Genomic DNA, 14,693 nt, shown 5'->3' with positions numbered 1-14,693 from the left:
TGTAGGCTCGATAAGGCGCTTGCGCCACATCCGGCAAAACGGCTCACGGCTGCACCAACAGCTTACGCTTGTCCTCCGGCAGGGTACTTACCGCCAGTTGATAAGAGGCATCCACCAGATAATAGATTTGCGAATCCGGTAGCGAACCGTCCAGGTAGACGGTGCTCCAGTGCGCTTTATTAAGATGTCGGCTTGGTCGCACATCGCTGTGTTGCTGGCGCAGCAACTCCGCCAGTTCAGGGCTGGTTTTCAAAGATACCGCCGGGCGATTTTCCACCTCTTTCACCATGGCAAAAAGCACATCTTCAACCTTGATTTGTGTGGCTTTCCAGTCACTGTGAACGCTCTGTTCCGCGCCTGTTTTTGCCATGCAATATTGCAGTAACTCCGAATTGGTCATCTTCTTATTCCCCTTTTAAGCATATTGCCCCACTGAGAACGTCTCTTACTCAGTTTGCAGCAAGTCCGCCAAAGGTAAAAGCCAGCAGCTCAATTTTGTTCAAAAAAACAGCGATTGAGAATCTTGCCGGATGATGCCACTGTAGGCCGGATGGCGACGCTAATGCGTTTTATCAGTCCTGGGGCAAAAGGTTCCGCCGGTTTTAATATTCCGAGTTCACAATCACCTCTTCCCCAAACGCGCCGGCCTGCGGCAACGGTTTATAGGTAGAGTTGGAGGCGCGCAGGATGCGGATGCCACGAATGCCCGCGTCACGGGCTGCCGTAATGTCATTGTCGGAGTCGCCGTAGAAGATGCGGATATTTTTCTCCTGTAGCCACTGCGTTTTGGTGTTCTGGCCCGGCTTGTCGCCTGCAAAAATCACAGGATTCATATTGGCTGCGGGAATGTGGAAATCATCAGCCAGCGTTTTCGAGACGGTTTCGGTTTTCGTCTGGCTCCGCCCCGTGACAAAAAAGATGCTGTCGCCACGCCGGACGTGCATATCAATAAGCAGACGCGCCACCTCTTTCGGAATGCTGAACTCATCCCAGCCGTTGTTCATCTTCTCCCAGAATGCCGGATTTTTCAGATAATCCTCGCTTTCTGGCGAATAGACTTTTTTGCCGCGCCAGAAGCCAGGGCTGGAAAACAGCACGGTGTCATCAATATCAAACCCGACAGCAATGGGAGGACGACCCGCCAGGCTATTTTCGATCTGCGCGACAGAAACCCAGTGGATGGGAGACTGCTCGGCGAGTTTCGCAACGTTGGTGCCAGGATTTAGCGGCGACGGCGAGGACGCCAGGGCGATTGCTGAATTATTTAACGTGAAAAGTAAACAAAAGGCGCTCAAGGCCAGGGTTATCTTGCGCATATTTTTCCCTAAATAGTCAGTTAGTTATGATTTTTAATTATATTGACTGGTCAAAAAACTCTCTGACCATAACCCCAGCGGCAGGTGAAAGGAAGAATTTTCTGCGGTTTTGTTACAGAAAAAGAGGATGATCACATATGAATGGAGGGGGCAGCGCTACCGCTTACCGGGCCTACGAGTTGCTTTGTAGGCCGGATAAGGCAACGCCGCCATCCGGCAGGTCGCCCGGTGGCGCTACCGCTTACCGGGCCTACGGGCTGCTTTGTAGGCGGATAAGGCAACGCCGCCATCCGGCAACACAATCACTTACATCACCGCAGCAAACGCCTTCGCCACGCGCTGGACATTGCCGGAATTCAGACCCGCCACGCACATGCGTCCGCTGGCGATCAGGTAGACGCCGAACTCATCACGCAGACGGTCCACCTGTGCAGCGCTCAGGCCGGTATAGCTGAACATGCCGCGCTGTTGCAGCAGATAATCAAAGTTACGGCCCGGTATCTCGGCGTTCAGGACATTCACCAGTTCCTGACGCATCGCCAGGATACGCGTACGCATTGCTTCCACTTCCGCCAGCCAGCTGGCTTTTAGCGCCTCATCGTTCAGTACGGCGGCAACCACCTGCGCGCCAAAATTCGGCGGGCTGGAGTAGTTACGGCGCACGGTGGCTTTGAGCTGACCCAACACGCGGCCTGCGGCCTCAGCGTCTTCACAGACCACCGAAAGCCCGCCCACACGTTCGCCATACAGCGAGAAGATCTTCGAGAAAGAGTTACTGACCAGCGCGGGCAATCCGGCGCTGGCAATGGCGCGAATCGCGTAGGCATCATCTTCCATACCGGCGCCAAATCCCTGATAGGCAATGTCGAGGAACGGAATCAACTCGCGCGCTTTCAGGATCTCAATAACCGCATCCCACTGCGAATGGGTTAAATCAGCACCGGTCGGGTTATGGCAGCACGGATGCAGCAGCACAATGCTGCGGGCAGGCAAGGTGTTGAGGGTCGCCAGCAAGTCGTTGAAACGTACGCCGTTAGTGGCGTTGTCATACCAGGGGTAAGTACTTACTTCGAAACCAGCGCCTTCAAAAATTGCGATGTGGTTTTCCCAGGTCGGGTCACTGACCCACACGGCGGATTCAGGAAAATAACGCTTCAGGAAATCCGCCCCTACCTTCAGCGCGCCGGAACCGCCCAGCGTCTGAATTGTCGCCACGCGTTGCTGCTGAAGAACCGGATGATCGGCGCCAAACAGCAACGGCGCAATGGTATGGCGATAGGTATTGAGACCTTCCATTGGCAGGTACAGCGACGCGCCGTGCGGCTGTGCATTAATCCGGGCTTCCGCTTCGGCAACGGCTTTAAGCTGAGGAATGATGCCCTCTTCGTTGTAATACAGACCGATGCTGAGATTCACTTTGTCGCTACGCGAATCCTCTTTGAAACGCTCCATAAGCGAAAGAATCGGGTCGCCAGCGTAGGCGTCAACTTTTTGAAACACGCTGTGGTTCTCCAGGTTTACAGGCAGGGGGTTAAAACACAATAAACCGGAAGCGAGAGAAGATCGAGAGGATGTTGATGTGAATATCGCCGGATGGCGGGGTATCCGCCTTATCCGGCCTGGGATCAATACGCCACCCGGCACGTATTTAATCGATATACTTCATCGCAACCCTTGATGTCAGGCGCGTGATAAGTTCGTAAGCACTCACTTTTGTCATTTCCGCAATGCGCTCAACGGGCAGACCTTCACCCCACAAAATGACCGGATCGCCTGCTTTGTCCTGCGCCTGAGGGCCTAAATCGACGCAGATCATGTCCATCGCCACGCGACCGACAATCGTCACTTCCCGACCGTTAACCAGCACCGGCGTACCGGATGGCGCCGCACGCGGATAACCATCGCCATAGCCCATAGCAACCACGCCCAGACACGTATCGCGCTCGCTGATCCATGTGCCGCCGTAGCCCACCGGTTCGCCCGCTTTATGCTCGCGAACGGCAATGAGGCTGGAGATTAGCGACATGACCGGCTGACAGCCAAAATCTTCGCCAGTGGACTGATTTTCCAGCGGCGAGACGCCGTAGAGGATGATGCCCGGTCGCGCCCAGTCAAAATGAGACTGTGGCCACAGCAGGATGCCGCCGGAAGCGGCGATGGAACGTTGCCCCGGTTTACCTTCGCAGAAGGTATTAAAAATATCGAGTTGCTGCTCGGTCGCACCGCATTCTGGCTCATCGGCGCGGGCGAAATGGCTGACGATATTTACCGGCTGGCGCACGTTTTTACACTGCGTAAGCCGTTGATAAAACGCTTCGGCTTTTTCAGGACGCACGCCCAGACGATGCATTCCCGTATCCAGTTTCATCCACACCGTTACCGGTTCATCCAGCCCGGCGGCTTCCAGCGCGGCAAGCTGTTCTTCGTTATGCACGGCGGTATGCAGATGCTGTGCAGAGATGACTGGCAGATCGGTGGCTTCAAAAAAACCTTCCAGCAACAGAATGGGCTGCGTGATCCCGCCCGTCCGCAGGCGCAGGGCTTCTTCAAGGCGGGCGACGCCGAAAGCGTCGGCATCAGGGAGCGTTCGCGCGGTCTCCAGAAGACCGTGTCCGTAAGCGTTCGCTTTCACGACCGCAACCAGCTTGCTGGCAGGCGCCAGTTCACGCAGACGTTGCAGATTGTGTCGCAGAGCGCGGCGGTTAATGACTACAGTTGCCGCTTGCATTTGAATTCCTTATAAAAAGAATCGCCAAAATCATTCGCGTTGCAGGACAAAACGCGCTGTCCCCGAAGGGGTAAGCGGGCGCAGTCAACGCATCTGCGGCGTGAATGATGAAGGAGATTTACTCGTCGTCGTATTGCGGTCCCGCATAGTTATCGAAACGCGACCATTGCCCGTTAAACGTCAGACGTACCGTACCGATTGGGCCGTTACGTTGTTTACCAATAATAATTTCTGCGATGCCTTTTAAGTCGCTGTTTTCGTGATAAACCTCGTCACGATAGATAAACATGATCAAGTCGGCATCCTGCTCGATGGAGCCGGATTCACGCAGATCCGAGTTGACCGGGCGTTTATCAGCGCGTTGTTCCAGAGAGCGGTTAAGCTGCGACAGCGCCACCACCGGCACCTGTAGCTCTTTTGCCAGCGCTTTCAGCGAGCGGGAGATTTCCGCGATTTCCAGCGTACGGTTATCGGAGAGCGACGGTACGCGCATCAGTTGCAGGTAGTCGATCATGATCAGGCTTAACCCGCCATGTTCACGGTAGATACGACGGGCGCGCGAACGAACTTCCGTCGGCGTCAGGCCGGATGAATCGTCAATATACATATTGCGCTTCTCCAGCAGGATGCCCATCGTACCGGAAATACGCGCCCAGTCTTCGTCATCCAGTTGACCCGTACGAATGCGCGTCTGGTCCACGCGCGACAGCGACGCCAGCATACGCATCATAATCTGTTCGCCGGGCATCTCCAGACTGAAGATCAGTACCGGTTTCTCCTGCAACATCGCGGCGTTTTCGCAGAGGTTCATCGCAAATGTCGTTTTACCCATCGACGGACGCGCCGCTACGATGATCAGATCCGAGCGCTGCAAACCGGCGGTTTTTTTGTTTAAGTCCTGATAACCGGTATCGACCCCTGTCACACCGTCATGCGGCTGCTGGAAAAGGGTTTCAATGCGCGCCACGGTCGCATCGAGGATTTGATCGATGCTTTTCGGGCCTTCGTCTTTATTGGCGCGGTTTTCCGCAATCTGGAAAACGCGAGATTCCGCGAGATCCAGCAGCTCGTCGCTGTTGCGCCCCTGCGGATCGTAACCCGCATCGGCAATTTCATGGGCGACGGAAATCATATCGCGAACAACGGCACGTTCGCGGACAATATCCGCATAAGCGCTGATGTTCGCCGCACTTGGCGTATTTTTGGATAACTCCGCCAGGTAAGCAAAACCGCCAACGCTGTCCAGTTGCCCCTGAATTTCCAGCGACTCCGCCAGCGTGATCAGGTCAATGGGTTTCCCCATCTCCTGCAAACGGTGCATTTCGGTAAAAATATGCCGGTGCGGCCGGGTATAAAAGTCATCCGCCACTACGCGTTCGGCAACATCGTCCCAGCGTTCGTTATCCAGCATTAAACCGCCCAACACCGACTGTTCCGCTTCAATCGAGTGCGGCGGTACTTTCAGCCCGTCAACCTGCAAATCACGGTCACGCGCATCAGTCTGTTGTTTGTTGAAGGGTTTATTTCCTGCCATAGTGAATGGAGTTACCGAGATAAAGAATGGGTCGAAACTTTACCATATAAGTGGACCCTTACGATACGTTCTGGAGGAAGCATGGCAACACGAATTGAATTTCACAAGCACGGTGGCCCTGACGTCCTGAAAGCAGTGGACTTTACCCCTGTAGACCCGGCGGAAAACGAAATCCAGGTCGAAAATAAAGCGATTGGCATCAACTACATTGATACCTATATTCGCAGTGGGCTCTATCCACCGCCATCCCTGCCCAGCGGGTTGGGCACCGAAGCGGCGGGCGTGGTGAGTAAAGTCGGCAGCAACGTTAAACATATTAAAGCGGGCGACCGCGTCGTTTATGCCCAGTCTGCGCTCGGGGCTTACAGTTCGGTACACAATGTTCCCGCCGATAAGGCCGCCATTCTCCCTAAAGCGATCTCTTTCGAGCAGGCTGCCGCCTCTTTTCTGAAAGGATTAACGGTCTTTTATCTGCTGCGCAAAACCTATGAGGTTAAACCCGACGAACCGTTTTTGTTCCATGCCGCCGCCGGGGGCGTGGGCCTTATCGCCTGCCAGTGGGCTAAAGCGCTGGGCGCGAAACTTATCGGCACGGTAGGCAGCGCGCAGAAAGCGCAAATTGCCTTACAGGCTGGCGCATGGAAAGTGATTAATTATCGTGAAGAAAATATCGCTGAACGGGTGAAAGAGATTACCGGCGGCAAAAAAGTACGGGTGGTTTACGATTCAGTCGGGAAAGATACCTGGGAAGCGTCGCTGGATTGCCTGCAACGCCGGGGGCTGATGGTGAGTTTTGGTAACGCTTCCGGCCCTGTGACCGGCGTTAACTTAGGCATCCTGAACCAAAAAGGCTCGCTGTACGTCACTCGCCCTTCTCTTCAGGGTTATATCACCAGTCGCGATGAATTGACCGAAGCCAGCAACGAGCTGTTTTCACTGATTGCCAGCGGCGTGATAAAAGTCGAGGTCGCGGAGAATCAGAAATACGCGTTGAAAGATGCGCAGCGCGCGCATGAGGTGCTGGAAAGCCGGGCAACGCAGGGATCGAGTCTGCTCATTCCGTAGTATGACAGGGAAAAGAATTAGGGCTTCCACATGGGAAGCCCTTTCTTTTTTAGTTCGGCTGTATGTAGGGTACAGCTCGATGAATTCATTAGCCGCGCAATAGTGACAGATTTGATAATCAATTCCTATTTGCTTCTAAGAAGAAAGTTACAGGTTGTGATCCTCTGCACAATACCTTAGTAAAACCGACGGTTATTGCGCTGATACTGTGGGATTTTTGGCGTTTTTACCGCTTTGATGACCCACACCACGGCAACAGCCAACAGCAACCACGGCAGCAGTTTGATCACCAACGCAAACATCCCGCCCAGGAACATCACGGCGGTCGCCACCATCAGCGCGGCCAGAATTCCCAACAATGACACGCCGGTGGCCATCAGCATGATAAAAAAGCCCATCACAAAAAGTAGTTCCAGCATGATTCCCCCTGAATATGGAATGCCCGGTGGCGTAGCGCTTTGCGGGCCGACATATTCAGACCATTACAAGAAACATGCCAAAATTAATCTATTGATTTGCAAACAAAACGCCCCGCGACTGTGCGCAGGGCGTGGTGAAATTGACTAACTTTTAGTGAGAACTTAACGCTTATCCGCCACCCGTTTCAGCGCATGTTCCAGCACATCAATGTCGGCGCCTGCTTTATGGGCATTTTCACTCAGATAACGGCGCCACTGCCGCGCGCCAGGAATCCCCTGAAACAGCCCCAGCATATGACGGGTAATATGCCCGAGGTATGTCCCCTGGCTCAGTTCACGCTCAATGTACGGATACATGGCGCGAACGACAGCCACAGGATCGGCATCCGCCGTGGTCGCGCCAAAGATCTCACGGTCAACGGAGGCCAGAATGCCCGGGTTTTGATAGGCTTCGCGCCCGATCATCACACCATCCATATGCTCCAGATGCGCTTTCGCCTCTTCCAGCGACGTAATACCGCCGTTGATGGACATGGTCAGATGCGGGAAGTCACGCTTTAACTGGTAAACGCGCGGATAATCCAGCGGCGGGATCTCGCGGTTTTCCTTCGGACTGAGCCCGGAGAGCCAGGCCTTGCGCGCGTGGATAATAAACATCTCGCATTCGCCTTTACCGGCGACCGTATTGATGAAGTCACAGAGAAATTCGTAGCTATCCTGATCGTCAATACCGATACGGGTTTTGACCGTTACCGGGATCGACACTACATCCCGCATCGCCTTCACGCAATCCGCCACCAGTTGCGCATTTCCCATCAGACAGGCGCCAAACATGCCGTTTTGTACACGGTCAGACGGGCAACCTACGTTAAGGTTAATTTCGTCATATCCTCGCGCCTGCGCCAGTTTCGCGCATTGCGCCAGCGCAGCCGGATCGCTGCCGCCAAGCTGCAACGCCACCGGATGCTCTTCCTCGCTGTATGCCAGATAGTCGCCTTTGCCATGAATGATCGCCCCGGTAGTTACCATCTCGGTATAGAGCAACGTCTGGCGAGACAGCAGACGCAGGAAGTAGCGGCAATGTCTGTCCGTCCAGTCGAGCATCGGCGCGATAGAAAAACGATGAGCAGGAAAAGCGAACTGTGATTCTGTAGACATGGCGAAATTTTAAGCATCTGGTGAATTTGGGGCGCTACTATAGCACAGCCCACTGAAAGATTAGCTGACGATATATCGTTAGGGCTGCTTCTCGGCGTTTTACGCAGAACATGGTAAAGTAGAAGATTAACCTTTCACGCAATCCGAGGTGCCACATGGAAAAGACCACCACGCAAGAGCTTTTAGCGCAAGCTGAAAAACTCTGTGCGCAACGCAATGTGCGGCTGACACCCCAGCGCCTCGAAGTGTTGCGTCTGATGAGCCTGCAGGAAGGCGCGATCAGCGCCTATGACCTGCTGGATCTGCTGCGTGAAACGGAGCCGCAGGCCAAACCGCCGACGGTGTATCGTGCGCTCGATTTTCTGCTTGAGCAGGGTTTTGTTCACAAGGTCGAATCCACCAACAGCTACGTGCTCTGTCACCTGTTCGATCAGCCGACCCATAGCTCGGCCATGTTTATCTGCGACCGTTGTGGTGTGGTAAAAGAGGAGTGTGCTGAAGGCGTGGAAGACATTATGCATACGCTGGCGGCAAAAATGGGGTTCGCTCTGCGCCATAACGTAATTGAAGCACACGGGTTATGCCCGGCATGTGTGGAAGTCGAAGCCTGTCGCCACCCCGGAGAGTGCCAGCACGACCATTCTATTCTGGTGAAGAAGAAACCACGTTAAATAAATCGGGCGGCTAATCCGCAGACGCCGCCCAAAGCAAGTACGTTGAACAGAGGGGAGTACGTCCTTGTACTCACGGGCAGGAGAAGTTGATTACCAGCGGTAGTCGTTACGGTTTTCCCATTCTTTCACTTCTTTTTCCGCCTCATCTTTTGCGTAACCATAGCGTTCCTGGACTTTACCCACCAGTTGATCACGCTTACCTTCGATGACTGTCATATCGTCATCGGTCAGTTTGCCCCATTGCTCTTTCACTTTACCTTTAAACTGTTTCCAGTTGCCGCCGATTTCGTCTTTATTCATCATCAAGTCCTCATCGTTCGGTTGTGAATAGCGGGAGAACGTCGCTCAAACGCATTACGTTTTCTGCTGAACGTGAGATTAATTGTAGTCAGTGATTCGGCCTTCGTTTTTTAATTCAGAGTTTTTAACCACCGGACTCAGGCAAACCAGGTCCCTTTTCGCCAGTGTCGCCGCCAGATAAATGCCAGAGAAAGCCCACGAAGCGCCAGAAAAACGGTTAGCGCAAGCCACAGTCCGTGGTTTCCCAGCAGCGGTATCGTCAGTAGGGTGAGCGCAAACCCGGCTGCGGCGACAGCCATGCTGTTACGCATTTCAGCCGCCCGCGTCGCCCCGATAAACATACCGTCCAGCAAATAGCACCAGACGCCCACCAGCGGCAGAATCACCTGCCAGATAAGATAGCGATCGGCCAGAAGCTGAATCTGCGGCAGCGAAGTCAGCAGTGCGATGATGTACTCACCCGCCAGCACATAAACCAGCGCAAACAGCAGCGCCACAATTCCCGACTGGCGACACGCCGCCCGCCATACGTCCAGTAGCTGGCTGCCGTCCCGCGCGCCATAAGCCTGACCCGAATGGGCTTCTACCGCATAGGCGAAGCCGTCCAGCGCATAGGCAGTAAAGGTCAACAACGTCATAAGAACGGCATTCACCGCAATGATATCGCTTCCCATACGGGCGCCCAGTACCGTGATTGCGCCAAAACAGAGTTGCAGCAGCAGCGAACGCAGCATGATGTCGCGATTAAGCGCCAGCAAACGACGGAAGTTCCCGCGCCAGGCCTGTTTCAACATACCGGAAGAGACACCGCGCAAACGAAGGACTTTGCGTACCATCAGCAGACCAATTAACAGCGTGGCATATTCGGCGATGACCGTCGCCAGCGCAGCCCCCTGCACGTTCATGTGCAGCCCCATAACCAGCCACAGGTCGAGAACGATGTTCAGGATATTCCCGACAATCAACAGGATAACCGGCGCACGGGCGTACTGAACGCCAAGCAGCCAACCAAGCAAAACCAGATTCGCCAGAGATGCCGGGGCGCTCAGCCAGCGGATCGCCAGAAAGCGTCTTGCCTGCTCCAGCACCGCTTCGCTGCCGCCAACGATATGCAATGCCAGATCGATAATCGGCGTGCGCAGCAGCGCAATCAGCGCCCCCGCGCTCAGCGCCAGGATGAGTGGTTGCACCAACGCTCTCGCCAGCGCTTGCGGATTTTTCGCGCCAAAGGCCTGCGCCGTTAACCCGGTAGTGCTCATGCGTAAGAAGAGCAACAGCATGAAAAGGAAGCTGGTTGCGGTTGCGCCAATGGCAACACCACCCAAGTAGACGGGGCTATCGAGATGACCAATAACAGCCGTATCCACCAGACCCAGTAAGGGGACGGTGATATTGGAAAAAATCATGGGTAAGGCGAGGCGCCAGAGTGCTTTGTCAGAGGATGTGAAGAAAGGCATGCAGATGAGCCTGAGAAAAAGTCAAATAAACCAATCAATTAATCGCCGGATGGCGGCATAAATGCCTTATCCGGCCTACGGTTCTACGAGTACATTTGCCGGATGGCGGCATAAACGCCTTATCCGGCCTACGGTACTATGGGTACATTTGCCGGATGGCGGCGTAAACGCCTTATCCGGCCTACGGTACTATGGGCACATTTGCCGGATGGAGGCGTAAACGCTTTATCCGGCCTACGGGGATATTTGTAGGCCTGATAAGCGCAGCGCCATCAGGCGTTGTGCCAGCGCCTGATTACAGCCATTCACCGTTACGGATAACGCCTACCGCCAGTCCTTCGATGGTGAAGCTCTGCTCACGCAGGTCAACCACAATCGGTTTAAATTCGCTATTTTCTGGCAAGAGTTCAACTTTATTGCCCTGTTTTTTCAGGCGTTTTACCGTGACTTCATCGTCAATACGCGCCACAACCACCTGGCCGTTACGGACATCCTGAGTTTTATGCACTGCCAGCAGATCGCCGTCCATAATTCCAATATCTTTCATCGACATGCCGCTAACACGCAGCAGAAAATCAGCATTGGGTTTAAACAGCGAAGGATCGACCTGATAATGGCCTTCGATATGCTGCTGCGCCAGCAGCGGTTCACCGGCGGCGACACGACCGACCAGCGGCAACCCTTCTTCTTCGTCCAGAAGCAAGCGAATACCGCGCGATGCGCCGGAAACAATTTCAATCACCCCTTTACGCGCCAGCGCTTTCAGGTGTTCTTCAGCGGCGTTTGGGGAACGGAACCCCAAACGCTGCGCGATCTCCGCACGCGTTGGTGGCATACCTGTCTGGCTGATGTGATCCCGAATGAGATCAAACACCTCTTGCTGCCTGGCCGTTAACGCTTTCATTCCGCCCCCTGGGTGTATATACAGTTATGCTGTGAGTATATACAGCTAAAGGTGATTTTGGAACCATAAACTGCGCAGAAAACAGGAGTTTTATACCGTTATGGAATCTTTATCGAAAAAACCTTAGCGGAAATGTGACCATAGCAGGAGACCCCAGGTCATCAGCGCGACGAAAATAGACAGTAGCACCGCCGCAGACCCCATGTCCTTCGCGCGACCGGAGAGTTCATGGTATTCAGAGCCAATACGGTCAACAACAGCTTCAATGGCGCTGTTAAGGATTTCAACAATCATCACCAGCATCACAGAACCAATCAGCAGTACGCGAGTAATGGCATCCACATCCAGCCAGCAGGCAATCAGCACACCTGCCAGCACGGCGATGCTTTCCTGGCGAAACGCCGCTTCGTTGACCCATGCGGCGCGAAAACCTTTCCAGGAATAGCCTGCGGCTTTAATGATTCGGGTGAATCCAGTGGTATTATTGGCCATTAAAAGAACCTTTTTGCATTATTAGCGTCAATGAAATTATATCGTTGGCCCGTATGATTCGGGCGACGGCAACGCAGCGCGAAGTATGACGGGATACACCAGAAATTCACCAGACTTTCTGATATCCTTGCAGCGCATTTGCATTATTAACCAGAGGCTTTACATCGTTTATGTCCGGCTGGCCACGAATTTACTACAAATTACTGAATTTACCATTAAGCGTGCTGGTAAAAAGCAAGTCTATTCCGGCAGATCCTGCCCCGGAGTTGGGGCTTGATACATCGCGCCCTATTATGTACGTATTGCCGTACAACTCCAAAGCAGACCTGCTGACGCTGCGCGCCCAGTGTCTGGCGCACGATCTTCCCGACCCGCTGGAGCCGCTGGAGATCGACGGAACGCTGCTGCCGCGTTATGTCTTTATTCACGGCGGGCCGCGTGTCTTCACCTATTACACGCCAAAAGAAGAGTCCATTAAGCTTTTCCACAACTATCTCGATCTCCACCGCAGCAATCCCGATCTGGATGTGCAAATGGTGCCGGTATCGGTGATGTTTGGCCGCTCTCCGGGGCGCGAAAAAGGAGAAGAGAACCCGCCTTTACGTATGCTGAACGGCGTGCAGAAATTCTTTGCCGTCTCCTGGCTGGGACGCGACAGCTTTGTTCGTTTCTCGCCGTCCGTGTCTTTGCGTCGGATGGCTGACGAACACGGCACTGACAAGACAATAGCGCAGAAACTGGCGCGCGTGGCGCGTATGCACTTCGCCCGTCAACGTCTGGCGGCGGTCGGGCCGCGTCTGCCAGCCCGTCAGGATCTGTTTAACAAGCTGCTGGCTTCAAAAGCCATCGCTCGCGCCGTGGAAGATGAAGCGCGCAGCAAAAAAATCTCCCATGAAAAGGCGCAGCAAAACGCCATTGCGCTGATGGAAGAGATTGCCGCCAACTTCTCCTACGAGATGATCCGTCTGACCGACCGTATTCTGGGCTTTACCTGGAACCGTCTTTATCAGGGGATTAACGTCCATAACGCCGAGCGCGTTCGCCAGTTGGCGCACGACGGGCATGAAATTGTCTATGTGCCCTGCCACCGCAGCCATATGGACTATATGCTGCTTTCCTACGTGCTGTATCACCAGGGGCTGGTGCCGCCGCATATCGCTGCGGGCATCAACCTGAACTTCTGGCCGGCGGGTCCGATTTTCCGCCGTCTGGGCGCGTTCTTTATTCGTCGTACCTTCAAGGGCAACAAGCTCTACTCCACCGTTTTCCGTGAATACCTGGGCGAGCTGTTCAGCCGTGGTTACTCGGTTGAGTATTTCGTGGAAGGCGGTCGCTCGCGTACCGGTCGTCTGCTCGACCCGAAAACCGGCACGCTGTCGATGACCATTCAGGCGATGTTGCGCGGCGGCACGCGTCCTATCACGCTGGTGCCGATCTACATCGGCTATGAGCATGTGATGGAAGTGGGCACTTACGCCAAAGAGCTGCGTGGCGCGACGAAAGAGAAAGAGAGCCTGCCGCAGATGCTGCGCGGTTTAAGCAAACTGCGTAATCTGGGCCAGGGCTACGTCAACTTTGGCGAACCGATGCCATTGATGACTTACCTCAACCAGCATGTGCCGGAGTGGCGTGAATCCATCGATCCTATCGAGTCTATCCGCCCGGCCTGGCTGACACCGACGGTGAATAACATTGCCGCCGATCTGATGGTGCGCATTAACAACGCCGGTGCAGCCAACGCCATGAACCTGTGCTGCACCGCGCTACTGGCTTCCCGCCAGCGCTCTCTGACCCGTGAGCAGCTGACTGAACAGCTCGACTGCTATCTGAGTCTGCTGCGCAACGTGCCGTACGCGGCGGATTCTACGGTTCCTGCACAGAGCGCCAGTGAACTGATCGACCACGCCTTGCAGATGAACAAGTTTGAGGTCGAGAAAGACACCATCGGCGATATCATCATTCTGCCGCGCGAGCAGGCCGTGTTGATGACCTACTATCGCAACAACATCGCGCATATGCTGGTTCTGCCTTCCCTGATGGCGGCCATCATTACCCAGCACCGCCACATCTCGCGTGACGCGCTGATGCAGCATGTTGACGTGCTCTATCCGATGCTGAAAGCGGAACTGTTCCTGCGCTGGGAACACGATGAGCTTGCCAGCGTGATTGACGCGCTGAGCAGTGAGATGCAACGTCAGGGGCTGATCGCCGTGCAGAACGATGAGCTGCATATCAATCCGGCACATTCTCGCACGCTGCAACTGCTGGCGGCTGGCGCGCGCGAAACGCTGCAACGCTATGCCATCACCTTCTGGCTGCTGAGCGCGAATCCGTCGATCAACCGTGGTACGCTGGAAAAAGAGAGCCGCACGGTCGCGCAACGTCTTTCCGTTCTGCACGGCATTAACGCGCCGGAGTTCTTCGATAAAGCAGTGTTCAGTTCTCTGGTGCTGACTCTGCGTGATGAGAAATACATCAGCGATACCGGAGACGCCGAGCCTGAGCAGACGATGAAGGTGTATCAGATGTTGGCCGATTTGATCACGTCGGATGTGCGTCTGACCATTGAGAGCGCAACGCAGGGCGAGTGACAATAAAAAGCCGGGTGGCGGCTTCGCCCTACCCGGCCTACGTTCTGCGCAATAT

Annotated in this window: 14 protein-coding genes; 3 read left to right on the top strand and 11 right to left on the bottom strand. The window is 54.5% G+C overall.

Annotated elements, in window-relative coordinates; genetic code table 11:
* Positions 1-43 precede the first annotated feature (43 nt).
* The 5 genes from OGW17_RS03580 to dnaB all read right to left on the bottom strand — a co-directional run bounded on the left by OGW17_RS03580 (position 44) and on the right by dnaB (position 5,578).
* Entirely contained in the window at positions 44-400 is a 357-nt protein-coding gene (locus OGW17_RS03580) for an MmcQ/YjbR family DNA-binding protein (RefSeq protein ID WP_012134615.1), read from the bottom strand.
* 202 nt (positions 401-602) lie between these two features.
* A complete protein-coding gene (gene aphA / locus OGW17_RS03575; RefSeq protein ID WP_012134616.1) occupies positions 603-1,316 on the bottom strand; it encodes an acid phosphatase AphA in 714 nt (237 codons plus the stop codon).
* A 306-nt stretch (positions 1,317-1,622) separates the two neighbouring features.
* A complete protein-coding gene (gene tyrB / locus OGW17_RS03570) occupies positions 1,623-2,816 on the bottom strand; it encodes an aromatic amino acid transaminase (protein WP_071257673.1) in 1,194 nt (397 codons plus the stop codon).
* A gap of 148 nt (positions 2,817-2,964) precedes the next feature.
* Positions 2,965-4,044, bottom strand: a complete 1,080-nt coding sequence (gene alr, locus OGW17_RS03565; protein ID WP_071257671.1) for an alanine racemase — start codon at positions 4,042-4,044, stop codon at positions 2,965-2,967.
* Between the two features lie 118 nt (positions 4,045-4,162).
* A complete protein-coding gene (gene dnaB / locus OGW17_RS03560; protein ID WP_012134629.1) occupies positions 4,163-5,578 on the bottom strand; it encodes a replicative DNA helicase in 1,416 nt (471 codons plus the stop codon).
* 81 nt (positions 5,579-5,659) lie between these two features.
* Between dnaB and OGW17_RS03555 the strand changes: the two genes are divergently transcribed.
* Positions 5,660-6,643 carry a quinone oxidoreductase gene (locus tag OGW17_RS03555; protein ID WP_012134630.1) on the top strand — a complete coding sequence of 328 codons (984 nt, stop codon included), beginning with the start codon at positions 5,660-5,662 and terminating at the stop codon, positions 6,641-6,643.
* Between the two features lie 176 nt (positions 6,644-6,819).
* Here the strand turns inward: OGW17_RS03555 and pspG are convergent, their stop codons facing one another.
* Positions 6,820-7,062 (bottom strand): envelope stress response protein PspG, encoded by a 243-nt coding sequence (pspG, locus tag OGW17_RS03550; RefSeq protein ID WP_012134631.1) that lies wholly within the window; start codon positions 7,060-7,062, stop codon positions 6,820-6,822.
* Between the two features lie 162 nt (positions 7,063-7,224).
* The gene (gene dusA / locus OGW17_RS03545) at positions 7,225-8,220 is read right to left on the bottom strand and encodes a tRNA dihydrouridine(20/20a) synthase DusA (protein ID WP_047459672.1); all 996 of its coding nucleotides are present in this window, start codon (positions 8,218-8,220) and stop codon (positions 7,225-7,227) included.
* Between the two features lie 155 nt (positions 8,221-8,375).
* On the opposite strand from dusA, the gene zur reads away from it, so the two are divergent.
* Positions 8,376-8,891 carry a zinc uptake transcriptional repressor Zur gene (gene zur / locus OGW17_RS03540; protein ID WP_012134638.1) on the top strand — a complete coding sequence of 172 codons (516 nt, stop codon included), beginning with the start codon at positions 8,376-8,378 and terminating at the stop codon, positions 8,889-8,891.
* A 93-nt stretch (positions 8,892-8,984) separates the two neighbouring features.
* Here zur and OGW17_RS03535 read toward each other — a convergent pair whose 3' ends face one another.
* The 4 genes from OGW17_RS03535 to OGW17_RS03520 all read right to left on the bottom strand — a co-directional run bounded on the left by OGW17_RS03535 (position 8,985) and on the right by OGW17_RS03520 (position 12,047).
* Positions 8,985-9,194: a CsbD family protein gene (locus OGW17_RS03535; protein WP_024130835.1), complete on the bottom strand. Its 210-nt coding sequence runs from the start codon at positions 9,192-9,194 to the stop codon at positions 8,985-8,987.
* A 137-nt stretch (positions 9,195-9,331) separates the two neighbouring features.
* Positions 9,332-10,651, bottom strand: a complete 1,320-nt coding sequence (gene dinF / locus OGW17_RS03530; RefSeq protein WP_071257668.1) for an MATE family efflux transporter DinF — start codon at positions 10,649-10,651, stop codon at positions 9,332-9,334.
* A gap of 295 nt (positions 10,652-10,946) precedes the next feature.
* Positions 10,947-11,555: a transcriptional repressor LexA gene (lexA, locus tag OGW17_RS03525; protein ID WP_012134642.1), complete on the bottom strand. Its 609-nt coding sequence runs from the start codon at positions 11,553-11,555 to the stop codon at positions 10,947-10,949.
* 123 nt (positions 11,556-11,678) lie between these two features.
* Positions 11,679-12,047, bottom strand: coding sequence for a diacylglycerol kinase (locus OGW17_RS03520; protein ID WP_012134643.1), 369 nt, complete (start codon positions 12,045-12,047; stop codon positions 11,679-11,681).
* Between the two features lie 170 nt (positions 12,048-12,217).
* Between OGW17_RS03520 and plsB the strand changes: the two genes are divergently transcribed.
* Positions 12,218-14,638, top strand: coding sequence for a glycerol-3-phosphate 1-O-acyltransferase PlsB (gene plsB, locus OGW17_RS03515; protein ID WP_049011993.1), 2,421 nt, complete (start codon positions 12,218-12,220; stop codon positions 14,636-14,638).
* Positions 14,639-14,693 lie beyond the last annotated feature (55 nt).

The organism is Citrobacter sp. CK181 (genome assembly GCF_030333595.1).
GTDB classification, from domain to species: Bacteria; Pseudomonadota; Gammaproteobacteria; order Enterobacterales; family Enterobacteriaceae; genus Citrobacter_B; species Citrobacter_B koseri.
Note: the sequence above shows the minus strand (reverse complement) of the source record. Positions and strands in the feature narration are given on the sequence as shown.

Bases quoted from the DNA above. Each gene is read 5' to 3' on its own strand.
- OGW17_RS03580 (WP_012134615.1), bottom strand. From the start codon at position 400: ATGACCAATTCGGAGTTACTGCAATATTGCATGGCAAAAACAGGCGCG.
- aphA (WP_012134616.1), bottom strand. From the start codon at position 1,316: ATGCGCAAGATAACCCTGGCCTTGAGCGCCTTTTGTTTACTTTTCACG.
- alr (WP_071257671.1), bottom strand. From the start codon at position 4,044: ATGCAAGCGGCAACTGTAGTCATTAACCGCCGCGCTCTGCGACACAAT.
- dnaB (WP_012134629.1), bottom strand. From the start codon at position 5,578: ATGGCAGGAAATAAACCCTTCAACAAACAACAGACTGATGCGCGTGAC.
- OGW17_RS03555 (WP_012134630.1), top strand. From the start codon at position 5,660: ATGGCAACACGAATTGAATTTCACAAGCACGGTGGCCCTGACGTCCTG.
- pspG (WP_012134631.1), bottom strand. From the start codon at position 7,062: ATGCTGGAACTACTTTTTGTGATGGGCTTTTTTATCATGCTGATGGCC.
- dusA (WP_047459672.1), bottom strand. From the start codon at position 8,220: ATGTCTACAGAATCACAGTTCGCTTTTCCTGCTCATCGTTTTTCTATC.
- zur (WP_012134638.1), top strand. From the start codon at position 8,376: ATGGAAAAGACCACCACGCAAGAGCTTTTAGCGCAAGCTGAAAAACTC.
- OGW17_RS03535 (WP_024130835.1), bottom strand. From the start codon at position 9,194: ATGAATAAAGACGAAATCGGCGGCAACTGGAAACAGTTTAAAGGTAAA.
- dinF (WP_071257668.1), bottom strand. From the start codon at position 10,651: ATGCCTTTCTTCACATCCTCTGACAAAGCACTCTGGCGCCTCGCCTTA.
- lexA (WP_012134642.1), bottom strand. From the start codon at position 11,555: ATGAAAGCGTTAACGGCCAGGCAGCAAGAGGTGTTTGATCTCATTCGG.
- OGW17_RS03520 (WP_012134643.1), bottom strand. From the start codon at position 12,047: ATGGCCAATAATACCACTGGATTCACCCGAATCATTAAAGCCGCAGGC.
- plsB (WP_049011993.1), top strand. From the start codon at position 12,218: ATGTCCGGCTGGCCACGAATTTACTACAAATTACTGAATTTACCATTA.